Origin of the sequence: Thalassomonas actiniarum (genome assembly GCF_000948975.2) — a bacterium.
GTDB lineage: Bacteria > Pseudomonadota > Gammaproteobacteria > Enterobacterales > Alteromonadaceae > Thalassomonas > Thalassomonas actiniarum.
In genome coordinates this window covers 4,881,708-4,904,615 of record NZ_CP059735.1, presented here as the reverse complement: position 1 = coordinate 4,904,615, position 22,908 = coordinate 4,881,708, and the positions used below count along the sequence as shown (strand labels likewise).

The 22,908-nt window shown below is 47.7% G+C and carries 23 protein-coding genes; 15 read left to right on the top strand and 8 right to left on the bottom strand.

Features of this window, described 5'->3' with window-relative positions; translation table 11 throughout:
- Positions 1-196 precede the first annotated feature (196 nt).
- Complete coding sequence (locus SG35_RS21435) at positions 197-2,167, bottom strand: methyl-accepting chemotaxis protein (protein ID WP_044832106.1); 1,971 nt, start codon at positions 2,165-2,167, stop codon at positions 197-199.
- Positions 2,168-2,593: 426 nt separating this feature from the next.
- Positions 2,594-3,148, bottom strand: a complete 555-nt coding sequence (locus tag SG35_RS21430) for an NUDIX domain-containing protein (RefSeq protein ID WP_044832107.1) — start codon at positions 3,146-3,148, stop codon at positions 2,594-2,596.
- 197 nt (positions 3,149-3,345) lie between these two features.
- Here SG35_RS21430 and SG35_RS21425 point away from each other — a divergent pair, with 197 nt between their 5' ends.
- Positions 3,346-4,191, top strand: a complete 846-nt coding sequence (locus SG35_RS21425) for an HDOD domain-containing protein (protein WP_053042941.1) — start codon at positions 3,346-3,348, stop codon at positions 4,189-4,191.
- Positions 4,192-4,199: 8 nt separating this feature from the next.
- Here the strand turns inward: SG35_RS21425 and SG35_RS21420 are convergent, their stop codons facing one another.
- A complete protein-coding gene (locus tag SG35_RS21420) occupies positions 4,200-4,706 on the bottom strand; it encodes a YgjP-like metallopeptidase domain-containing protein (RefSeq protein WP_044832108.1) in 507 nt (168 codons plus the stop codon).
- A gap of 80 nt (positions 4,707-4,786) precedes the next feature.
- A complete protein-coding gene (locus tag SG35_RS21415; RefSeq protein WP_084692645.1) occupies positions 4,787-6,016 on the bottom strand; it encodes a retropepsin-like aspartic protease in 1,230 nt (409 codons plus the stop codon).
- A gap of 368 nt (positions 6,017-6,384) precedes the next feature.
- On the opposite strand from SG35_RS21415, the gene SG35_RS21410 reads away from it, so the two are divergent.
- The 4 genes from SG35_RS21410 (at position 6,385) to SG35_RS21395 (ending at position 10,553) form a co-directional block, all read left to right on the top strand.
- Positions 6,385-7,278 carry a mechanosensitive ion channel family protein gene (locus tag SG35_RS21410; protein WP_236702559.1) on the top strand — a complete coding sequence of 298 codons (894 nt, stop codon included), beginning with the start codon at positions 6,385-6,387 and terminating at the stop codon, positions 7,276-7,278.
- Between the two features lie 110 nt (positions 7,279-7,388).
- Entirely contained in the window at positions 7,389-8,681 is a 1,293-nt protein-coding gene (locus SG35_RS21405; RefSeq protein WP_053042934.1) for a sensor domain-containing diguanylate cyclase, read from the top strand.
- Between the two features lie 154 nt (positions 8,682-8,835).
- Positions 8,836-9,657 carry an ABC transporter permease subunit gene (locus SG35_RS21400; RefSeq protein ID WP_044832110.1) on the top strand — a complete coding sequence of 274 codons (822 nt, stop codon included), beginning with the start codon at positions 8,836-8,838 and terminating at the stop codon, positions 9,655-9,657.
- Positions 9,654-10,553: an ABC transporter ATP-binding protein gene (locus SG35_RS21395; RefSeq protein WP_044832111.1), complete on the top strand. Its 900-nt coding sequence runs from the start codon at positions 9,654-9,656 to the stop codon at positions 10,551-10,553. The genes SG35_RS21400 and SG35_RS21395 overlap by 4 nt, the downstream gene beginning before the upstream one ends.
- A gap of 70 nt (positions 10,554-10,623) precedes the next feature.
- On the opposite strand, the gene SG35_RS21390 is transcribed toward SG35_RS21395, so the two are convergent.
- Complete coding sequence (locus tag SG35_RS21390) at positions 10,624-10,872, bottom strand: hypothetical protein (RefSeq protein WP_152646558.1); 249 nt, start codon at positions 10,870-10,872, stop codon at positions 10,624-10,626.
- A 200-nt stretch (positions 10,873-11,072) separates the two neighbouring features.
- Between SG35_RS21390 and SG35_RS21385 the strand changes: the two genes are divergently transcribed.
- Both SG35_RS21385 and SG35_RS21380 read left to right on the top strand, forming a co-directional pair.
- Positions 11,073-11,669 carry a DJ-1/PfpI family protein gene (locus SG35_RS21385; RefSeq protein WP_420794543.1) on the top strand — a complete coding sequence of 199 codons (597 nt, stop codon included), beginning with the start codon at positions 11,073-11,075 and terminating at the stop codon, positions 11,667-11,669.
- A 217-nt stretch (positions 11,670-11,886) separates the two neighbouring features.
- Positions 11,887-13,089, top strand: a complete 1,203-nt coding sequence (locus tag SG35_RS21380) for a multidrug effflux MFS transporter (protein WP_044832113.1) — start codon at positions 11,887-11,889, stop codon at positions 13,087-13,089.
- On the opposite strand, the gene SG35_RS21375 is transcribed toward SG35_RS21380, so the two are convergent.
- Positions 13,086-13,952, bottom strand: coding sequence for an AraC family transcriptional regulator (locus SG35_RS21375; protein ID WP_236702560.1), 867 nt, complete (start codon positions 13,950-13,952; stop codon positions 13,086-13,088). The two genes, SG35_RS21380 and SG35_RS21375, sit on opposite strands and share 4 nt — an antisense overlap.
- A 14-nt stretch (positions 13,953-13,966) precedes the next feature.
- On the opposite strand from SG35_RS21375, the gene SG35_RS21370 reads away from it, so the two are divergent.
- From SG35_RS21370 to hpf, 7 genes are all read left to right on the top strand, one after another.
- Positions 13,967-14,806: a sulfite exporter TauE/SafE family protein gene (locus tag SG35_RS21370; protein WP_152646559.1), complete on the top strand. Its 840-nt coding sequence runs from the start codon at positions 13,967-13,969 to the stop codon at positions 14,804-14,806.
- A gap of 353 nt (positions 14,807-15,159) precedes the next feature.
- Positions 15,160-16,605, top strand: a complete 1,446-nt coding sequence (locus tag SG35_RS21365) for a UbiA prenyltransferase family protein (protein ID WP_236702561.1) — start codon at positions 15,160-15,162, stop codon at positions 16,603-16,605.
- Between the two features lie 175 nt (positions 16,606-16,780).
- On the top strand, positions 16,781-17,383 hold the full coding sequence (locus SG35_RS21360) for an MlaC/ttg2D family ABC transporter substrate-binding protein (RefSeq protein WP_053042935.1): 603 nt from the start codon (positions 16,781-16,783) through the stop codon (positions 17,381-17,383).
- 95 nt (positions 17,384-17,478) lie between these two features.
- Positions 17,479-18,699 carry a GGDEF domain-containing protein gene (locus SG35_RS21355; protein ID WP_044832158.1) on the top strand — a complete coding sequence of 407 codons (1,221 nt, stop codon included), beginning with the start codon at positions 17,479-17,481 and terminating at the stop codon, positions 18,697-18,699.
- 218 nt (positions 18,700-18,917) lie between these two features.
- Positions 18,918-19,289: a winged helix-turn-helix transcriptional regulator gene (locus SG35_RS21350; protein WP_044832114.1), complete on the top strand. Its 372-nt coding sequence runs from the start codon at positions 18,918-18,920 to the stop codon at positions 19,287-19,289.
- A gap of 27 nt (positions 19,290-19,316) precedes the next feature.
- On the top strand, positions 19,317-20,270 hold the full coding sequence (gene nudC, locus SG35_RS21345; RefSeq protein WP_160298261.1) for an NAD(+) diphosphatase: 954 nt from the start codon (positions 19,317-19,319) through the stop codon (positions 20,268-20,270).
- Between the two features lie 260 nt (positions 20,271-20,530).
- Positions 20,531-20,887, top strand: coding sequence for a ribosome hibernation-promoting factor, HPF/YfiA family (hpf, locus tag SG35_RS21340; protein ID WP_044832116.1), 357 nt, complete (start codon positions 20,531-20,533; stop codon positions 20,885-20,887).
- Positions 20,888-21,003: 116 nt separating this feature from the next.
- Here the strand turns inward: hpf and SG35_RS21335 are convergent, their stop codons facing one another.
- Together SG35_RS21335 and SG35_RS21330 are read right to left on the bottom strand one after the other, a co-directional pair.
- Positions 21,004-21,246: a hypothetical protein gene (locus tag SG35_RS21335; RefSeq protein WP_044832117.1), complete on the bottom strand. Its 243-nt coding sequence runs from the start codon at positions 21,244-21,246 to the stop codon at positions 21,004-21,006.
- A 324-nt stretch (positions 21,247-21,570) separates the two neighbouring features.
- Positions 21,571-22,053, bottom strand: a complete 483-nt coding sequence (locus tag SG35_RS21330; protein WP_044832118.1) for an acyl-CoA thioesterase — start codon at positions 22,051-22,053, stop codon at positions 21,571-21,573.
- A 219-nt stretch (positions 22,054-22,272) separates the two neighbouring features.
- Here SG35_RS21330 and SG35_RS21325 point away from each other — a divergent pair, with 219 nt between their 5' ends.
- On the top strand, positions 22,273-22,863 hold the full coding sequence (locus SG35_RS21325) for a glycine zipper 2TM domain-containing protein (RefSeq protein ID WP_044832119.1): 591 nt from the start codon (positions 22,273-22,275) through the stop codon (positions 22,861-22,863).
- Positions 22,864-22,908: the final 45 nt, after the last annotated feature.

Here is a 22,908-nt window from a genome sequence, read left to right as displayed (position 1 = left end):
ATCATATGGATATGAAAGAATGGCGAGCAGGACGAGCAGTATGCCATGATCATATGGATATGAAAGCATGGCGAGCAGGACGAGCAGGACGAGCAGTATGCCATGATCATATGGATATGAAAGCATGGCGACCAGGGGGAACTGCACGCCATGCCCATATAGATATCAAGGCATGGCGGTATTGTTGATGCCAGGATTAATTGGTTTTGAAGTTTGACACCAGGGCTGAAAGATTTTCTCCCAATTCCGCCTGCTCTCTGGCATTGTTTTCCACTTCACTTGATAGCGCCGACATATCGGAGGCGGCATCATTGATGGCCACGACATTGACGTTAATGTCTTCGGTAACCTGATGCTGCTCTTCGGCGGCGCTGGCGATCTGGGTGGTCATATCCCGGATTTCCTGAACCGAGTTTTCGATATTGTCAAACACGGTGCGCACTTCTTCCGATATGGCAATGGCCTCGTGAGACTGGCTCAAACTGGTTTCCATATTGGTCGATACCGTTTTGGTGCGCTCGGTCAATTGCCCTAAGATATTATTGATCTCGCCGGTGGAGTCCTGGGTGCGTTTGGCCAGGTTCCTGACTTCATCGGCAACCACGGCAAAACCCCGCCCCTGCTCGCCGGCGCGGGCGGCTTCGATGGCGGCATTTAAGGCCAGCAAGTTGGTTTGTTCGGCTATGCCCTGAATGGTAACCAGGATGTTGTTGATATTCTCGGTTTCCTGCTCAAGTTCCTGGATCACCTGGTTGGAGGTGCGGATACTTTCTCCCAGCTGTTTGACGCTGTTTATACTGGTGTTCATGACTTGCTTGCCATTCTGGGAAGCTTCCAGCCCTTGCTGGGAAACGTCTGCGGTGTCGGCGCAGTTCTTGGCCACTTCGTTGGCGGTTGATGCCATTTCCGTGACTGCGGTGACCACCTGTTCAATGGCGATCATCTGCTGGTTGGATGAATCCGCGACTTTAACCGCGCTTTCGCTGGCGCTGCCGGAGATATTATTGATTTTTTCGGCATCGTACTTAATTTCACTGATCATCGCCTGGGTGGTCGAGATAAATTGGTTAAACCAGCTCGCCAGTTGGCTGGTTTCATCTTTACCCTTGATATTCAACCGGGTGGTAAGATTGCCTTCCCCTTCCGCCAGGGTCTTTAATTCATCTTTTACTTCATTGATGGGGTCGACAATATGTTTGGCAAACCAAATACCAAGCACGATAAACAGGGCGATCAACAAGCTACTGACAATAACAGTCACCCAGATCAGTTGCGAGGCGGAGGAGAAAATTTCATCCGTTTGTTTAAAGCCGATAAATTTCCATCCCAGGGTGTCCGATTTGACGATATTGGCCATATAAGTTATGCCGTCTATGTTTACTTCTACGGCGCCGGAGTCGGTTGCGGCTATGGTTTTAAGATAAGGGGCGTTAAGTTCGTTCAGGCTCTTAAAAGTATTTTCCGGGTTGCTGGCATCGACTAAGATATTGCCGCGGCCTTCGACTATCATGATAAAGCCGGTATCGCCGAATTTTATTTTTTGCACCATCTCTGTCAGGGCTTTGACCGAAACATCTATCGCCACTACCCCTGCAAATTGCTCCTGCTCATCTTTAAAGGCTTTTAATACCGAGACATAGACGGCATCATCCGGCTCCCAGTAATAACCGTCAATACGCTGGACTTGGAAATTTCCTGCTTTGCCAAGATCAAACCAGGGTTCGGTGCGGGGATCCCAGTTTTCATAATCGGCGGTACCGGGCCATTCCAGGTATTGACCGTTCTTAGCCCCCATATAAACATAACCTAAGGTCGGGTTGTTATTGCCGACGGCGCTGAATAATTCGAAAATTTCCTGCTCCCGTCCGCCATTGGCCATGGCTACCTGCGAAGGTTTGCGTGCTTCATCGAAGTAAGTGCTGATGTCCCCTTTTTCTGTGGCGCGAACGATAGCGGTATCGGCGAGGAAAGAAACGTTATAACTGACAATATCAAAAAAGTTAGTGAACGACTGGTCGACAATGGCAATATCTGCGCTGCTGGTTTGGATAAAATCGGATTCGGCCTGACCGATAACATTATGTGAGGTGATAGTCGCCACTATTAACACCGGCAATAGCGCTATGATTAAAAAGGCGGATATCAATTTTCTGCGAATCGTTAGCATTAAGCTCTCCTGCGATTACTACGAAATAACACTTTCTCATCATAAAAGCTTAATTTCGTTAATTCTACCCGTAATAATCAATAATTTGCGTGAAAATGCAGAATTTTGTTTCTTTTGTTTAACTTAATTGAAATATCTTATTTAATCAAAAATAAAATTTTTATTATTGTTTCTTATCTAAAATTTAACTTTTAAGGGCGCTATTGAAAAAGGAGAGTGAGAATTAAACGGTGATAATCTCGTTCATTTTATGAGCCGTGCCAGGAGAGAAATATAGAGGAGGCAGCCGGGCTTTGCTGTTTAATGTAAGTTATCTTATGAGGTTTGGCTAAGTTTTCTCTTCAAAGTCAATTTAACCGGGGGATGATGAACAGCAGGGACCGTTTAGCTGCCCCTGGCATTGTTTATAAGTGTATATGCCGGTGGTCATCCCAGGTTTACGGTTTTGGCTTCTGCTTCGAGCAATTCACGGGCGATCCGTTTTAATAAATAGGTTTCCCGCTCCACCGACATTGCCTTTTTATTGTTCCTGGCCAGGATTTTTTCATTATGGGCGATGGCCTGGTAAATATTTACCCATACTGCGCTCATGCCGTTGCTTTGCTCGTAATCTTCCAGTCGGGCTTCCCCAAGCTCTTTATCTATATCGCACAGGTAACAATAAGACTCCATATGCAAGGCATCGTATTCGTCTTTATACCAGGGGCGGTATTCCCGGTATAAGCCAAAGTCCCTGATATTACGGATATTGGTGGCGCCGGTTTCTTCCTGTAGCTCACGGATCAAACCTTGGTGCAGGCTTTCGCCTTCGTCTATGCCGCCGCCGGGTAAGGTATAATCCTGATATTTTTCGGTGTAAAGCAATAAGATATTGTCATTGTCCAAGATGATACCGCGTGCGGCCCGGCGAAAGAAAATGCGTTCCTTGCCGGTTTGCTCGGGGTTTAAATCGGGATGTATGGTGGTTCTTAACGGGCGCATAAAATCGGCTTCCGGTCTGTTATTAAAAGGTGGCGCATAAAAAGCCGGCCATTATACCCGGGATAGGGATAAGGATTAACCGCGGCAGGGAAAAATTTTATGGTGTTATATTTGCCTGGCCCCACAAGTTCAGGGACATAGTTGAATTTATTCCTTTTTATGCAACACTTTTTAGAAGCTTGAAGGAGAAAAATAATATGTCGATATCTGCACTGGAGTATGCACAAAAAGCCGAGGCCTTATGCGTATTGCCCGATGTTTATTTACGGCTTAAAGAAATTATCGAGGATGAGCAATCTTCCTTGTCGGCCATAGCCGATGTCCTGGCTTTAGATCCCGCCCTGAGTGCTACCTTGCTGAAAATTGCCAACAGTGCCTTATTTAACTTCCCCCGGGAAGTGGACAGTATTTCTAAAGCCATCAGTATACTGGGCACGGAAGAAGTCCATAACCTGGTGAATACCTACGGGGCAACGGCGGCTTTTTCCTGTGTCGACTCCAGTGTGATAGATTTGGACAGGTTTTGGGAGATCAGTGTTGACTGTGCGCTTATTTGCAAATACCTGGCAGAGAAAAAACGTATTAAAGGAGGGAAAGGTTTATTTGTTTCCGGCTTGCTGCATAACATAGGTGAACTGGCAATTTTGCAAAGCGATGTCGAAAAGGTTAAGTATTGCCAGCAGTATGATAAAAACGAAACCCCCTGGCAACGTCAGCAAGATGCTTTTGGCTTTAGCTATGCCGATTGCAGTGTTGAGCTCCTGACCTTATGGCAGTTGCCTGAATCCCTTATTGCCCCGATCCGGGATTTTCACCTGGCCTATGGCGAAGAAAGATCTCCGGCGGCTTCTTTGTTATATGTGGCCTCGCGTCTGGCCTTGCTTAACTCCCATCCCGGGATGTATTCAAAAAAACATTTTGTCGGCGTACATATCTTACAAGATTTGGATATCAGTATGGCGGAGCTTGATGAAGCGGTTAATTTTTGTAACCTTGAAGGTTTAAGTATCCTGGCGGCATTAAAGTTAAAAAAAACTGAGTAAAGCCCCGGCTAATATACTTCACCGTTTATTTCCAGCTCCGTCAGGTACAAACGCATATCCAGCTCCAGCTGATGGTAATTGCTGAGCATATGCTGGCATAACTGGTAAAAGGCCTTGTTATGGGCTTTTTCTTTCAGGTGGGCAAGTTCATGCACCACTATCATCTTTAAAAAAGCTTCCGGCGACTTTTTAAAGACAGCGCTGATGCGGATTTCGTTTTTACTTTTTAATTTTCCTCCCTGGACCCGGGAGACATAGGTGTGCAGTCCCAGGGCATTATTAACCACGTGTATTTTATTGTCGTAAATCACTTTACTGAGCGGCGCTGATTTCTTCATATGGCGTGATTTTAGGGCTTGTACATAATCCCGTAGTTCATGGTCCCGGGTAAACTGATGACAATCGGGGTATTTAGTGCGCAGATAATCCGCCAGGGTCTTTTGGGCAAGCATTTGTTGCGCCTGTCTTTTTAAGTCTGGTGCGTAGGCAGCAAGATATTTTAACGGTTCGGTCATAAAACTAAACAAGCTTGTCGGTGAAGAAACAAAGCCGTGATTGTACCTGCCCGGGACTATTTTGTCATAACTGGCTTTAGCTAAGGACTTTTTTGCTCCAGTTTTAAGGACTTGTCAGCTTGGTCGATATAAAAATTAAAACGGCCCAGGTAGTTCATGCCTAATAAACCGTCGTGCTCCGATGAAAAATAGGGACTGACGGCAAAGTGCATATCGTTGAGGATATAACCGCTGATTTCAAAGCTGGAGACCTGATATAGGCTGGAATTGACCACGCCGCCTGCGGTATTGAGGCGAATGGTTTCGATAAAGCTGGCCTGTGCTTCAAGTCCCAGTTGCTCAAATGTCTCTTGTGAAAGCAGGGAGATGCTGGCACCTGTGTCTAACATCAGGGATACAGGGTGATCCTGGTTGATCAGACCCCGAACGATATAATGTTGTCCTTCCTGTTTTAACGGGATCCGGCTGGGCTCGGTATAAGCGGCGTCGATTTTATCCAGCAGGGATTGTGCCTGCGATGCCAGTTGCGGCAGGTCGAGCAGGGGACGGGCATTGCTTTCTGCGGCCACCAGGAGATCCTGCTCATATTCGGCACGTGCCAGCAGCAGCTGGATATCGTAAAACTCAGGATCTAAGGCCAATACCTGCTGACAGAGCTGCGCCAGTGCCTGCCAGGCCTGGCGTTGCAGCAATATTTTACTCTCTTGTTTCACCCGCTCGCGGGCGGCATTTAAATAATCAATCTTTTGCTGGTAATCCAGGACATGGTAAAGCAGATCATAGGCGTGTTCGATCGCCTGCTCCGTTTGCCGCTTGGCCTGGAAAAAGTCCACCCGCAAGGATAAAAACGCGACATCATCGGGGTAAGCATGTAAATAAGCCTGCAGGAATAACTCTGCGGCGTTGAAACGTTTTGCCTTGAGCAGGTTGTCGATATAAGTTAACCAGCTCTCCCTGACCGGCAGAGCCTGGGCGGGATATTCCTGGTTGAGGTCGACGAACAGGGCCAGGGCATCATAATAGGCTTGACTTTGCACCAGGGTTTTTATTTGTGCCAGCAGTGCGGTTATTGTCTCACCGGCAATGAGTTCCCCGTTATCTGAAGCGTTTTCCCTTTGGTGTTGTTTTTCTATCGGATTAGGCGATAGCTTTGCGATCTGGCTATTACCTGAAAATGCTGGTTTTTTACCGGCAGTTTTGGCTAAAGAGAAAAAGCTGCTGTCACCGGATGTCAGTGCTTGTAGTTTTAGATAAAAATAGCCGTTAAGGGCAAGCGACATGCTTAGCAGTAAAAGTAAAAAATATCGCATTACCTTGGGAAAAACCGGGCTTTATTAATTCAGATCTCCAGTTATACACCTTAGGGCGATTAAATAAAAGCCTGGCAACGGCTATGTTATTGCTTTATTGCAGCTCCGCCGGTCACGCGCTTGCGCGGCCCTGCTGTTACCCAGAGGGCTAAATTGTTATCAATGCTTGCTGCCTGAGTTTCTTGGTTAAAGGCGAGAGCCTGGAGCAGCTGTCGTTATGCTCTTTCGATGAGGGAGTTGATATCAGTTCAGGTGATGCCGCTGTCCCTCCTCGGGGTTCATCTTTAGGGTTTGTTTCTCGCTCGAATTCTATCTATAGTTAGGCAATAATACAGAAAGATCAGTTGCTTAACCCTTTAGGAGACACAGTGTTCGATAACAAACCCCTTACTGCCAGCGCCCAGGAGGCAGATAATACCCTGACCCCAACCAACTTACTCAAAGATGAAATCGAACAGGTGAATAAGTATTATGAGTTGATCCTTGATTTTTTTGCCAATTATAGTTTCCAATTGGTTGGCGCCCTGATCATTTTTGTGATCGGCTACCTGGTGGCGGGAAAAATTGCTGCTTGGGTGCTGAAGTTATGTGAAAGGCATAAGCTGGATGTCACCTTAAGCCGTTTCCTGGCCAATACCTCGAAAATGCTGATTGTGGTGATGATCACTATCATTGCCCTGGGCAAGCTCGGGATCAGCGTGACCCCCTTTATTGCCGCAATCGGGGCGATTTCCCTGGGCGCCGGCCTGGCGTTGCAGGGCTTGCTGGCAAACTATGCCGCAGGTTTTAATATTATTCTGATCCGGCCTTTTGTCGTCGGGGATACCATAGAGGTACAGGGAGTGAAAGGCCTGGTGGAAGAAGTCTTGCTTGCCTATACCATCTTAAGGGATGAAGACGATGTGCAAATTATGATCCCCAATAAACATATTGTCGGGGAAGTGCTGCACAATTCCAGCCATGACTCCCTGGTGGAATTATCTGTGGGTATAGATTATCGCCATAACCCGGTGGAAGTGATCGCCTTGCTGGAGAAGACCTTGGCCGGGCTTGACGGCGCCAGCAGCCACAGGGCGCCTTTGATCGGCATTGACGAATTTGCCGACAGTGCCATCACTATCGCCATCAGGTTATGGGCGCCGACCGTCAACCTTTATGCGACTAAATATAAGGCCAATGAAATGATTTATGCGGCACTGGAGCAGGCGCAGATTAAGATCCCTTATCCGCAAAGAGATGTACACCTGATAAAAAGCGCCTGATATGTTACCGTTTAGATCTTGTTTTATAAAATATCAATTGCAGCCGGGTTGTTTGCGGCTTAGTGCTGACAAGCGGTATTTAGTGAAGGCGTTTTGCCGGAGTGAGTGTTATGAGTCTTGATCTTGAAAAACAAATAGCAAGCTTATCCGGGGATATTGCCGCGCTTCACCTGACGCTGGATAATATCGGCGCTTATGTTTATATCAAAGATTTGCAAGGCTGTTATACCTATGTCAACAAAATGGTCAGGGATTTATTTGCCTGTCCGCTGGAAGAAATCATCGGTCAAAACGACAGCAAGTTTTTTTCCATCGAGCAGTCGGATGAACTTATGAGCAACGACCGTTTGGTGATGGAGCACAGCCAGACGGTGGAGGCGGAAGAAAAAAACGTTATCCACAGTACCGGCGAGATACGTTATTACTGGACGGTGAAAAAGCCCCTGTTTGATGAGCAGGGGCGGGTGAGCGGCATGTACGGCATCTCCACCGATATTACCGAGCGCAAACTGCTCGATATCAAGCTCAAGGAAAACGAGAAACTGCTCGATACCGTACTCAATAATGTCGATGCCTATATCTATATGAAAGACAGGGAGTGTCGTTTCAGGTATATCAATGCCAGCACCGCCAAGTTATTCGGCGTTGAGCCGGAAGATATCATAGGCAAGAAAGGCGAAGACTTTCTGCCGCCGGAAACCGCCGCCGACTTTGCCATTCTTGATAATAAACTGCTGGCCACGGGGGAGAAAGTCTCGGGAGAGGAATCTTTTTCCGACGGTAAGGGCAATACCCACTATTACTGGTCTACCAAGGTGCCGATTAAAGACGAGCAAGAAGAGCTGTCGAGCTTTATCGGCTTTTCCAATGATATTACCGAATTAATCGCCCTGAAAAAAAACCTGGAAGTTAAAGCCAATACCGATGAACTGACCCAGCTGGCAAACCGGCGTAATTTTATCGACCAGGCAGAAAAAGAGTTTATCCGGGCCAAACGCTATCATTTATCCCTGAGTCTGCTGGCGATTGATATCGACTGCTTTAAGGAAATTAATGATACCTACGGCCACCATGTCGGCGACCAGGTGTTAAGAGAAGTGGCCAGGATATGTGCCGCCAATCTCAGGGGCGCCGATTGCATCGGCCGCATGGGCGGGGAAGAGTTTTCGGTATTGCTGCCGGAAACTTCCGGTGATGCCGCCAGGACAATGGCCGAGCGTTTGTGCCAGCGGGTGCGGGATCATCAGCTGTCAGGTCCCTGGAAAGATAAAATCAAGTCCACCGTCAGTATAGGTATCAGTGAAATGCAAGCCGAAGATGATGATATTGACGATTTGCTGATCCGCGCCGATAAAGCCTTATATAAAGCGAAGCAGGCGGGGCGCGATCGGGTGTGCGCTTAAGGCGGTCAAAGCCTTCACTTTCCTTGTTTAGTCAGCTTCCTGACCCAAATTATGCTGTGATCACAAGTAAAAAATAAAGATTAACAAAATAATCATAGCTATTTCATTGCCTTACTATTAGGGTGAAGCAAATGATTTTTCTCGGGAAGCAGACATGTACTGGCAGTTTAGTTTTCAGCGTGCCTGGTCTTTGGCCAGTTTCGAATTGATACGACTTTTTTTTACCAAGCGGGGGGCGCTGGCGCTGGCGGCTTTTGTTACCGTCTGGAGCCTTATTTTATATTATCCGGTCAGCTCCGCTGCCGCTATGGTTTCCTCCGAGACCTTTAAAGATATGGCGATGCAGTTATTCGGTTCGCTGGGCCTGTCGGAGCTGTTGACCTGGCAGGCGCCGGAGTTGGCGATCTACTGGTTGGTGGCCGCTTACTCTTTTCCGCTATTTTCCTTATATGCCGCCAGTGATCAAACCTGCGCCGACCGCACCCGGGGTACATTGCGTTTTATCTCGTTAAGGGCCAGCCGCACGGAAATCTTACTCGGGCGTTTTTTCGGTCAGGTGATGATTTTATTCCTGCTGATGTTATTTACCTTACTGGCTGTAGTGGTGATGGCGGTTTACCGGGACAGCGGGGTTTTTGTCGATACCGGCATTAAAGGGTTAGCTTTGCTAAAAGAGCTGGTGATTGCGGTTTTGCCCTTTATTGCCCTGATGTCGTTTTTTAATAGTTTCATCCGCTCGTCGCGCCTGGCGCTCATTGCCTGTTTGTTGTTTTTTGGTCTGGCACCCGTTTTTATTGCCGTGATCGAATCCCAGCTGAGCATTTTTTCCGTGCTCAACTATGCCCTTCCCGGCATTCAGCTCAGTGATGTCATTAACCGGCAAGGCTCAGGTGTTGCTAATTACCTGATCCCGCTGGGGCAAACGTTTTGTTATTTACTGGCAGGGGATTTAATCATGAGAAGGAGCAGTTTATGAGCTGTTTAATTAAAGCTTCTGCCCTGAATAAACGCTTCGGGGAAAAACAGGCACTAGCCGATGTGAATTTTGAGATCCATGCCGGGGCGCCGGTCGCCCTGGTGGGACCAAACGGCGCCGGAAAAACCACCTTGTTCAGTATCTTATGCGGCTATATCAAACCCAGCTCAGGGCAGGTCTCTGTTCTTGGCGTGACCCCGGGCAAAAGTGAAACCTTTGGCCGGTTGGCGGCGCTGCCCCAGGATGCCCAGCTGGATCCGCGCTTCTCCGTTTTGCACCAGCTGAAATTTTATGCCCGGCTCCAGGGCTTTGGCAGAAAAGAGAGCCAGTATGAAGCCGAGCGCACCATAGATCTGGTGGGCATGTCGGCTTCCCTGCATCAAAAGCCCGACGGTTTGTCCCACGGGATGCGCAAACGGGTGACCATAGCCCAGGCGCTTATCGGCTCACCGGAAATCGTGATGCTCGATGAAGCCACTGCCGGGCTGGATCCTTTACATGCCCGTGAAGTCAGGGAGCTGGTGGCCAGCCTTTCGGGGGAAACCACCTTTATTTTAAGCTCCCATGATTTATCTGAGCTGGAGCGCTTATGCGGGCAGGTGCTTTATCTGGAGCAGGGAAAGTTAAAGGAACATCATACCAATTCACTTCAGGAGCAGTTCAGGTACTTTACCTTAAGAATGGAACAGCAGGTGCCTGAGCTGATTGAAGTGTTAACCTCCCGGGATTATGTGGTTGAAGTGCTTAACAGCCAGGATAAGGAATACCAGATCAAGGTGTCCGGCGAAAGCGCAGACCTGGCCCCGGATATAGAAATATTGACTTTGTGCCATCAGAAAAACTGGCGTTATCGCCAGTTGGTTAATGGTAAAACGCTGGAAAACCAGTTGTTCTAAAGGGAGTCTTTTAGGGCTCAATGAAAGGCAAGTTGACGGGGTACAGGGGCAGGTGAGGTTGTTTTTGTGCTCAGTCTTCTTTATTTTCTTTTTTAAGTTTAATGATCAGGTCAATATGGGGCACCAGGGCTTCAATTTCATGAATTTGGCTGCGCAGCGAGTGCCACTGAAATAACTTTAATTGACTCGGATCTAAAATGGCCTGCTTTAGCTCTTTGATAAAGGGATTCTTATTTGACTGCTCCATGACCTCGTCCAGGTGCAATAATTTATCAAGGTCGGATTGATGAATTACTTTTTCCTCAGTTCTTTTAGTCACAATATCTTCCAATCAATAGTTCCTAAAACGGCTTACTTAGGTATGCTTTTACGAGCAGGGGAATCTATATAATAGTCCGGTTATACTGTTTTTTCATGGCCGGGAAATTTTCTGTCGCTGTCAAAGCGCCTGTCTCCCCTTACCAGGCCAGATTAATATTTTGATTAAAACCAACTAAAACAGGGATGAATCAGGTGACGATGAAAACCATCAATGTCGGTATTTATATTTACGAGCAGGCGGAAGTGCTGGATTTTTCAGGGCCGTTTGAAGTGTTTTCCACCGCGGCCCGGGTTTATCATCGTCCGGGGTTATTTAATGTTTTCCTGGTAGCAGAAACGGCTGGCCCGGTGAAGGCCAGGGCGGGATATACTGTGTTGCCGGCGTATGGCTTTGATGAGCATCCCAAAATAGATGTCTTGGTGGTTGCCGGTGGCGTGCATCATGGAGAAATGGCAAAAACCTCAGTGATGCAATGGCTTAAACGCCAGGCACAAGGGGCAGTACTGAGCACTTCGGTTTGTACCGGGGTATTTTTACTGGCGCAGGCCGGTATCGTGACCGACCAGCAAGTCACCACTCACCACCAGGATGTCCCAGAATTAAAGGCCCGGTTTCCGATGCTGGATGTGGTGGAAAATGTCCGCTGGGTACACAGCGGCAATATTATCAGTTCAGGCGGGATTTCTGCGGGTATAGACATGAGCCTGCAGCTGGTGAGTGAGTTGGCCGGGGTTGAGCTGGCGGAAAAAACCGCCGGCCAAATGGAGTTTCACTGGCAAAAGCAAAACAACTAGTACAGTTACCCGGCGCCAAACTTGTCTTTTTTATCGGTAATTTTTTGTTAGTAAAGGGGAAATGTTTATCGCCCCTGTTTGCCGGGGCGGGGGCAGAGAAAATAATGGCAAATTAGTACCGACAATGGTTTTATTGGTGCAATTAATTCCGTAAAATCCCCCCTTCGTTTCACTAACCTGAATGATTACTCTACATCCGGGTTAAACAGGAAAATTTATGATCCCTCAGACCACAAACAGCAATCAGCTGGTATTTTTGTTGGTATTACTGGTTTTGTTCAGCCCGCTGGCCATTGATATTTATTTACCGGCATTGCCGGTTATTGCCGAGCAGTTCGCTGTCGATATTACCTCAGTGCAAGATACCGTGACCTGGTTTATGGTTACCCTGGGGCTGGGGCAGTTATTGGCGGGTCCGCTGGCGGACAGGTTTGGCCGTCGGCCGGTGGCCCTTGGCGGGGTGGTGATTTACGGCCTGTGCTCACTGCTGGCGTACTTATCGCAAAGCATAGATATGCTGCTGGCGACGCGTTTATTGCAGGGCTTTGGCGCCTGTGCCACTTCGGTAGCGGCGTTTGCTTCGGTGCGGGATTGCTTCGGCGCGGCGCGCAGCGGCCGTATGATCAGTTATTTAAACGGCGCCATCTGTTTTATTCCGGCGATGGCGCCGGTCCTGGGCAGCTGGCTAACCGCCGAATTTGGCTGGCGCAGTAATTTCAGTTTTATGGCGGGTTTTGCCGTCCTCGGCTGGGGCATAGTGATGCTGCTTTATAAAGAAACCCGGCCGGAGAATACTTATGTTGACGGGCGCATGTTGAGCCTGAGCCGTTATTGGTCGGTGCTGGCTGAGCCGAAATTTCTCTATCATGCCATCTTATGCATGCTGTCGATGGCGGTGATCCTCGCTTATGTCACTTCCGCCCCTGCCTGGTTAATGACGGGTCTGGGACTGGATATGTCACAATTTACTTTCTGGTTCGGCATTAATGCGGTGTTAAATATTATCGCCTGCTTCCTGGCACCGAAAATGATGGATAAATTGGGCACGCGCAAGACCTTAACCACAGGTTTGCTGGTGATCATTGGCTCAGGTTTGTTGATGCTGGCATTACGGCCCTTTGCCAGCCCCTGGGCTTATATGTTGCCGGTTTTTTGCTCTTCTATCGGTTATGCCTGCGTGCTTGGCTCTGCCGCCGGGCGGGCACTGGCGCCTTTTGGCGATCGGGCGGGCACGGCTGCGGCATTACTGGGCTTATTTCAGATGTCGGGCGCCGGGCTTATGGTGAGCTTAACGCAAAGAGCCGGCCTGAGCGCCCCTATGTTGCTGGCCATGCAAATGTTGCTGTTGCTGCCGGGGCTGATGATCCTCTGGTCGAAATATGGCTGTCGCTGGCATCAGGCCGATATCATAGCCGACTAAGTCCCGAGATATTTTTTCGGACTGACGCCAAAGTGTTTTTTAAACATATAGATAAAAGCAGAAGGAGAGTCGTAGCCAAGGTTTAATGCGATATTGGTGATGCTCTCCCCCCCGGCCAGCGCCGTGATTGCCAGCTGTAAATTTAATTTTTGCCGCCATTGGCTGTAGGTCATGCCGGTTTCTTTTTTAAATAATCTGCTCAGGGTGCGCGCCGAAGCGCCGACTGTGCTTCCCCATTGTTCCAGGCTGTTACCATTCGCGGGGTTTTGCTGCAGCTCCCGGGTCATTTCCATCAGGCGTAAATCCCTGGGGTAGGGCAGGTTAAGGGTCACCTGTTCGGCAACGGCCAGCTGGTCGACGATAAGGCGCAATAACCGTCCGCTTGGGCTGCGCCAGGCATAATCCGGGGGGATATTAATCGCCTCACAAATCAGGGCTTTTAAAAAGGCCGACACCGCCAGCAAAGATGAGCTTTGCGGCAAGCGGGTCAGTAATTCCAGATCCAGATAAAAGCTGGTCAGGGTGACCCGGGTCAGGGCGATCACCTGATGTTCTATTTTGGGCGGCACCCAAACCCCTTGCTCCGGCGGCACTATATAGCGCTCGTTGCCGATATTGACCGCCAGCACCCCTTTACTGGCATAAATAAATTGCCCCCACAGGTGCTGATGGCGCTCGATAGCACAATTGACGGCGACTTGCCGGTTGACCACAGTCACCGGTTTTTCCAGGGCTTGCCGTGATTGTGATGATGGCGCTATCTGGCGTAACTTTGTCATATTATCGATATAAGTTTGCAAATAATCGATATTATGCCATTGGCGCTTTTGGATATCATAGCTAAATGCATTTTTAAGGAACAAGTAAGGAGTTGCCGGTGAACCCGGAGTTTATCTTGCCGTTGGTGTTATTGGGTTGTGTGGTTGGTTTTATGGCGGGTTTGCTCGGTATCGGCGGCGGCGGCATTATGGTGCCGGTACTCACGGGGTTATTCCTGGCCCAGGGAGTGATGATCGAGCAGGTGGTGCACCTGGCACTGGGCACGTCCATGGCCTCGATCATTATGACTTCATTATCGAGCTCGTTGGCACATCATAAGCACAGAAACATTAACTGGTTTGTGGTCAAAGGATTCTCTCCCGGGGTGGTACTGGGCGCCTTTATCATGACTTTTATTGCCGCCAAACTTAGTGGCATCTACCTGGTGACAATATTTTCTCTCTTTATGGCTTATGTCGCCGTGCAAATGTTTCTGAATAAAAAGCCCGGGCCTTCGCGCACTATGCCGTCAAAGAAAGGGCTCTTTTTCGCGGGGTCAGGTATTGGTGGAATTTCTTCCCTGGTCTCCATCGGTGGCGGCTCCCTGACGGTACCTTATCTGCTGTGGCATAATATCGATATTAAAAAGGCGATAGCGACTTCTGCTGCCATAGGTTTGCCTATTTCCATCGCCGGCAGCTTAGGTTACCTGGCGAATGGTTATCTTTTACCGCTAGAATTGGCGCAATCGGCGATACAGCATTCTGGTCTTGAATATAGGTTAGGTTTTATTTATGCGCCCGCCGTGCTGCTGATCTCCGTCTGCAGCTTTTTTACCGCGCCGTTGGGGGCTAAATTAGTGCACCGTTTGCCTGTAGCCTTATTAAAGAAAATTTTTGCCCTGTTGCTGTTTTTTTTAAGTGTTAAAATGTTCTGCACCTTGTGGAGCGCTTTATAACTTTTATCGCTTAGCCGCCGGGAAATGTGAATGCCGGGAGAGAAAACAGGCCATGTAAACCTGTTTTTTCTTCTGATGAGCATTTATTTAATCGTAAAAAATACAAAAGATTAGCGCATTGTTACTGCCAATAATCTACAAATTGAACTAAACTTTAACAACAAGGCGTTGAAACTTTCACTGCTGCCTTTTCTGCAATTAAGATACTGTTGCCATTGTTATTTATTTACCGGCAACCTATGTCGCAACGACATCAATAAACTCGATTTTTTATTCAGATTAGCTGTTCTGTTTACGGCAGTTGCAGAGGTTTCAATATTCCCCTTTTCCGCCATAAGGAGCATAAATAACGAGTGAATAAAGTCCAGCTTAGCCAAGATGAAAACTTGTCATTTAAAATCAGCCACCAACTTCTGCCACAGGATAATCAGCGACTTGATCTCTATTTTTCTATTCCGGTAGAGATGGGGATCAGCCCCAGTACCTTAGAAGAAGAGAGCTACTTTCACAGCAGCATCAAAAGCCATTGCGCCTACTATTCCGATCAGCTCCACCTGCCGCTGGTGCGCAGTCGTTTTATCAGCCAAACCAAAGGGGAACAAAGGGATTACCGGTTGAACCTGAATTTGTTTTCTTATCAGATCCGTATCGCCCTGGATGCCGATATCAAGCAGACCCTGAAAATTAAGGAGCCGGAATCATTTTACCAGCAGGCGCTGGAGTTGGCAGAGCAGTCGGCTTCGCTGCTGAAGAAGTTACGCCGTTATACGCCGCCGGATAAAAAACTCAGCTCTTACTTTGAAAATGCCGATAATTACCTGAGCTGGCATGTGGAGCAGTCTTTTTTGAAATTGCTGGCAAAAGGCCCGAGCAGCAGCGGACAGACGGAAGCAAGAGAGCAATTGCTGGCCTTATGCCGCAGTGAAAGCAGCTACCGCAATAAAAACCAATATAATTCGCAAATTACCTTAGATGACCCTAACCGTATCACCAACAAAATGCGCCTGCTGCAAAGATTGATCGAATACGGGGTGGTGTTTAAAAAAGATACCCGCTCTTTGGATACCAACTTAAAACGCCTGGTGCGCGGCTCGGTGACTGCCGTGGTGATGGCGTTTGTAATGATGCTGGTCTTAAATGCCCGCTCGAGCTTTGCCGAAGTCACTTTGGCGCTGGTGGCCCTGCTCGGGGTAATTTACGGTTTGCGGGAAATCTTTAAAGATGACTTAACCCAGCTGATCTGGCGCAAAATCCAGCGGGGACGTCCCAAGTGGCAGCATGTCTTCACCAATAGCGTCAGTCAAAACCGTATCGCCAATGAGACCTTATGGCTTGAATACATCAAGAACCGGGATTTGCCCGCGGAAGTGGACAAGTTGTTCCAAAAAAGGCGTCAGCAAAATAAGCAGGCGGCGAGATTATTGCATTTTCGCAGTGACTTTAAGGTAGTGGCCAAGGAATTTTTACCCGGTTATGATGAAATCAAGCAGGAGATCTTTTTTAACCTGACACCTTTTGTCCGCTTCCTGAAAAAAGGCGCCGGGCGCTTATATTCCCTCGACGGCATTAAGGTGACCAACCAGAGCGTGGAACGCCGTTATCAGATTAATATGGTTTTGATGCAGGGAGACAAGTCAGATCTGCACCTGCAGCGTTATAAGATCACCTTAAACCGCTCAGCGATCATCAATATTGAAGCCCTGGGGGGAACCGAGACTCCTCCTAAGGCTGAGACGGTGGAAAAGCAGCAAACAACACAAGTGCTTGCCCCGGAAGAAAAAGCGGAAAAATCCGCCTGAGCCGCGTTCGGGCTCAGGCAGCTTACACTTTATAACAAATGCATACAGTTCTAAACAAAGAAACACCTTATAAGACAGCTTTAAGCGATGAAAATCACTAAGATAAAATAATTGAAGTCAGGCGTTGTCGCTCTCTTCATTTCTTAGCTTATTATCATCAGGGAAATAACGGCTTATGTTCAGGTTTATTAAGGTTTTTTTGTTTATCAGTTGTTTATCTGGCGCCGGCAGTGCACTGGCCGATGAAAACTCCCCCTATCAAGTGATTGCCAATGCGGGTAACAACCTTTTTACCCGCATCGCCAGCGAACAACAAGCCTTGAAAAGCCAGCCTGAGCTGATGGCCAATATCGTTGATCAAGAGTTAATGCCTTATGTTGATCATCGCTATGCTGCTTTTAAGATTTTGGGGAAAAACTTAAGAACCATGACTAAAGCCCAAAGAGAAGCTTTTGTGTTAGCCATGAAAAACCACTTGAGCCAGAGTTATGTTCAGGTGTTGTCTAAATACACAGATCAGCAGGTGACTTTCCAGCAGCAGGAGCAGGTAAATAACCGTAAAATTGTCTCGGTCAAGTCGGTGATCAGCCAAACGGGTAAACCGGATATCGAAATGGACTTTCGCCTGCGTAAAAATAAAAACTCCCACCGCTGGTTAACCTTTGATATCGTGGTAGAAGGTATCAGCTTACTCGATGCCAAACAGGCAGAGATCAGTGCTAAGATTCGTGCGAACGGCATAGACCAGGTGATTGCCGAATTGGCAAGGGAGGTCTGAGCTCCTTTGTGTTGACATGAATTTGTATCTGCTGGACTTTGACGGTTAAGGCTTTTATGCTTTGAGCATTTCTCCTGCTGTAGATTTTGGAATTTATGCCGCAACATACAAAAAACAACCGTTATATCTTTCTTATCGCCTTTGCTATCGCCGCTTTAATCCTGGTTAATGGCGGTTTTGCCTACTGGCAAATGCATAAAATTAAAACCGAATTTGAAGATGTCGCCAATAAGGACCTGCCGCTGGTGACTCAGCTGCTGCCCCTTATCGACCGGCAATTTGAACAGACGCTGTTAATTGAGAAGTTACATCAGCAAAGCGACGGTCACCAGGGGGTGGTGATCCAGACCCTGGAAGACAGCTTTATCCGTACCGGTAAAAAGTTTGATAATGCGCTGGCAACATTGAAAGAATTTATTATTCCGCTGATGTCATTGGGGCAGCCGGAAACCCGGGCGGAGATGGTGCGGGTAAACCAGTTGCTGGACCAAATCGGTCAGGAGCACCAGCAATATCATGAGCAGGTGATTGCCATGATCAACACCATCAAAAGCGGCGGCGGAAAAATACCCGAACAAGTGATCCGCATTTTAAATGAAGAAGAAAAAGAGCTGCGCCTGGAATTAACCAGTTTGCGCGATGAAGTACAGCGCTTTACCCAGCAATCCGTGATTGCCGTGGACAAACATGAAAGCTGGGTGATACAGGGGGTGGTGCTCTTTACCCTGTTTGTGTACTCCCTGGGGACGATTATGCTGTTTATGATGTACCAGGTGATGCAGCACAGGAAAAAGGCGATAGAAGAGCTGGCCTATTTTGCCACCCATGATCCCCTGACGAAATTGATCAACCGCCGTTATTTCTTTGAACGCCTGGCAGAGGCAATAAATGCTGCCAAACGTCATAAACAGCCTCTGTGTATTTGTGTCTGCGACCTGGATCATTTCAAGCAAATCAACGACACCCTGGGGCACCAGGCGGGGGATAAGGTACTGGCAAGTTTCGGTGAGATTCTGACCCAGGTGAAACGTCCGGAAGACATCGCCGGGCGCTTTGGCGGCGATGAATTTGTGTTGTGCTTTCCCAACACTCACGGCAAGGATATCGTCAATATGGTTGAGCGTATCCGGGAAACCATGGCGGAAAAAGAGTTTAAACTTGCCAATAACAAACGTTTCTCGGTGACGGCCACCTTTGGTATCGCTGAAATGGACTTAAACAATCAATGCCAGGAATCGATATTTGAAGCGGCGGATAATGCCTTGTACCAGGCCAAGGAAAAAGGCCGCAATGCCGTAGTGTTATATCAGGACTAAGCAGAACTCCTATTTGTTTTAGCCCGTCTTTTTAATTGAGGCGGGCTTAGTCTCCGGATACTTGCTTCCGGGCTAATAATCGCGCAAAGGTAATATTTGCTACTTGTCCTTGCTACATTTTCTGTAGTAAGCTACAAAAAATGTAGCATAAGCATATGTCCGGATTTGGCTGTTTGTCGGGTCTTTAACAACTGTCGGGCATATTAAGGAAAGCAATCATGTCTTTACCACTTCCCGGCGTACCGGTGCGGGGTTCTAAAACAGGCAAACCTATTATGGCGCTGCTGGATTTATTAGGGCGTAACTGGACCTTGGGGATTTTCTGGAACCTCAGCCAGAACCCCTGCACCTTTCGCGAATTACAAACCCGCTGTGAAAATATCTCCCCGACCTTGCTTAACAACCGGTTAAAAGAATTGCAGGCCACCATGTTTGTACAAAAACAAGCAGGCGGTTATGCCCTGACCGAGTTAGGGGAGGAATTATTTAACCATATAAAACCTTTGGGGGGGTTTAGCGCCTTATGGCAGCAACAGCTTGCTGGCAAGCAACCAACCCCGAGCGAGCAAGCTGATGATGAAGACTCATAGATTATGTGTATTAACAAGGAGAAAACCTTGAATAGTCCAGCATTAACCTTTTCACAAATGTCGTTAAACCGGGCGTCTTCTGCCCGAAAAAGCAAGCACTGGCTGCTTGAGCAGCAAAATAAAGCGGATACTGTCTTTTTACCTGTGTGGCGCTCTTTATGCCTGTTTGAACAAGATAAATTGGCCGAGTTTACCCGGGAGCAGGCGATAACCGGGCAACTGATTTCACAGGCAAGTAACTGTTATTTTCTAGGTTTGGACGGCGAGCAGGCGGTTTTTGTGCTTGATTTATCTGAGCTGTCCCAAAAGCTGCTTGATAATTTGTTGACGGATAAATACCAGGCAAAAGATTTTCGCAGCGCTTTGCCGCTGATCACGGCGAGGCAAGCCCCTATTCTGGCCTATGGCCGGGCGCTCAATCATTGGCACAGGCAATGCCAGTATTGCGGTTACTGCGGCGGGAAAACCCTTTCTCTTGATGGCGGCCACAGGCGAAAATGCCAGAGTGAGTCTTGCGCGAAAGAGCACTTTCCCCGTACCGATCCTGTGGTGATCATGCTGGTTGAATATCAGCCCCCCGGGGGGAAAGCCAAATGTTTACTGGCGCAGCATCATAATATTCCCTCAAAAGTGGTTTCTACCCTGGCAGGTTTTGTCGATCCAGGGGAATCCCTGGAGGAAGCTGTGTCCAGGGAAGTTTTTGAAGAGGCCGGGGTCGTTGTGGATCAGGTGACTTATATGGCTTCTCAGCCCTGGCCGTTCCCGAATTCATTAATGATAGGTTTTTTTGCCCGGGCAACAAGCGATGAAATTAATATCGATAATGATGAAATCGTCGATGCCTGCTGGTTCAGCGCCGAAGAGATCAGCACTTTTGATAACTGGGGGGATGCAGGGGATAACTACCAGTTGCCGAGAAAAGAGTCGATTGCCCGTTACTTAATTGATAGCTGGCTTGAGAAACAGGCAGAGAAACAATAAACATAATAGCAGTGTAAAAACCAGACAAATAAAGGCCTGCAGAGGGGAAAAATCAGCCAAAAAATAATAAAAAAATTAATTGGCTATTCCCCTTTAATATTTATTTGATTAATATCAAGAAAAGCTATTTTTAGCTTTGTCACCGTCCATGCGAAGGAGTATGTTTACCTTAAAGAAGAGAAAAAAATTGAAAATAAAACTTGTGTTTTATGACAATTGCCCCAAGTGTTAAAAGTGAAGTAACTAAAAAAGGAATACCTATGAAAATAAATCTTTCTGGTCACCATGTCGATGTTACTAGTTCGATCAAAGAGCATATCGAAGAAAAGTTCTCCAAGATAGCAAATCATTTTCCAACACTTATTTCGCTTGATGTTATCCTTTCCAAGGAGCATGGCAAGCATCAGGCTGAACTGCGAACGACCTATGAAGGAGGAAGGATCTCTGCCACAGGCACCGACGATATCATGTATCCGGCGATAGCCCTTGCCGCCAAAAAACTTGATGCCGCTTTGAAGCATCGTAAAGGCCAGTTAAAGGCCAACCTTCATGCCAAACCGGGGATGACAACACCTGAAATTGCGCATGAGAGAGTACAGGAAATGGAATTGTCCTAATTCTTTATTGACTGTAATCAGGGGCCATTTGGCCCCTTTTTAATGTCCGGTTTCCTGGGGCTGTGTGCCAATAAGACTGCTTTTCTTGCTTTGTCGGGGGATTTGTTTAAGGGACATTAGTTTAAGGGGGAATGACTGTTTCTGTTCACTGTTTCGGCGGGGATCACGGCTGCCAGGGTGTGGTTATCTTCCTGAGTAAAATCCTGTGTTATCCGGGGTGCCTGGGTGGTTCCCCGGAGCTGCTGCGTATCCAGCTGGTAAGCAAACCAGACATTGGCGCTTAAGCACACCAGACCGATAATATACAAATAAATACGCACGCCTAAACTCGATTCTTTTTGATTCTTGGCTAACGTCATCGCTGGTACCTCTTATTGGCTTTACTTCTTTTACGCCTGTTAAGAAATGCAGGTTTAAGGCCAACAAACAACGCGTTTTAGCTTCTCTATAATAAGTTGCTGATTTCTCGTTTGCTTTATTTCACTGTCTTCGGGACAGCTTAAGACTTTTTACTGTCAGAACTGGCGCTGGTAAAAAATGGCGGCGGCCATGAAAGAATTGGCGAAAGCTTTGGCGGAAAAAGAATGAAAAAACCGGCGAATAACCCCTGAAGGCGGCAAAAGTATGCCGACTGCAGCACAGACAAGCGCAGTCGGCATATTATCAGCCACCGGCGGTCAAAATTATTCTTCTTCGAGGTAGATCTGCATTTCGTCGCTGATTTGTTTACGCATCTCCATCAGTTTAAGGGCGCTTTGATGCTGCTTTTTATCGGCTTCGCTTTCCGGTATCCATTTGGGAATTTCTATTTTGTGCCCGGTTTCATCCACCGCCACCATGATAACGATGCAATGGGTAGTCAGGCGGCGGTTGAGGGATTTGGGATCGCAGGCATTGACTTCCAGTGCGATATGCATGGAGGAGGAGCCGGTATAAATAACCTTAGCGGCTACTTCCACCAGGCTGCCGACATGGATCGGGGCTACAAAACGTATGCCGCCGGCATAGGCGGTGACGCAATAACGGCCACTCCAGCCGGCGGCGCAGGCGTAGGCGGCTAAATCTATCCATTTCATGACCGCGCCGCCGTGTACCTTGCCGCCAAAATTAACATCCTGGGGCTCTGCCAGAAATCTCAGGGTGACGTCTCTTTGTGGCTTTTTCATTTTTTTGTCCTCAACTTATTACGCAGTTTTTATGCTGTGCCTGTCTTTATTTTAGGTTATCGGCTTTGCTTTGTTTTTTGCGATTTTTTTGTTTTTTATATTTGTGTTGTTTTCCCGGTTTATTCAGTTTCGTTCAGCTTCAGTTCAGTTAGCCAGCGTTAAGCTATTCATCATATACAGAGAAAGTCTTTATCGACGTTATTGTCTCAGGAGCAAAGAATGAACATTATAACCAAAGCTTTAATAACGATTTCGCTGTTAGCGACAGCAGCAAATGCCAGTGCCGGCCATCACCGCGGCGATAGTTTTTATGCCCGGGGCAAAGTGATCGCCGCTACTCCCATTTACCAGACAGTACGGGTAGAGCATATCCATGACGACAGCTGCTGGCGCCGGGTGAGTCATCACCACAGCAGTTCGGGGCATTATGCCGGCAATGAAGTAGCGGCAACCGTTGTCGGGGCTGTTATCGGCGGTACCGTTGGCCATGTGTTATTTAAAAAGTCGGATCTTAAAGGGGTCGGCACCGTTGCCGGGGCGATTATCGGCGGCTCTGTGGGCAATGAAATCGGCCACAGCAATCACAGCTACCAGAAAAGTCGCCACAGCCATAATAGCGGCCACTATAAGTCGGGATATCGCCATGCCAGCCATCGCAAGGTACTGCATTGCCGGCAGGCATATACCAGCTTTGAAGAAATCAGCGGTTATGAGGTAACTTATAAGTACCAGGGGGAAATTTATCATACCCGTACCCGCCATCACCCGGGCAAAAAGATCAAGCTCAGGGTAACCGTGGACCCGGTATAGGAGCCGAGTTAAATCGCTGGAAAATTCAAAAGACTATCAGTTCTT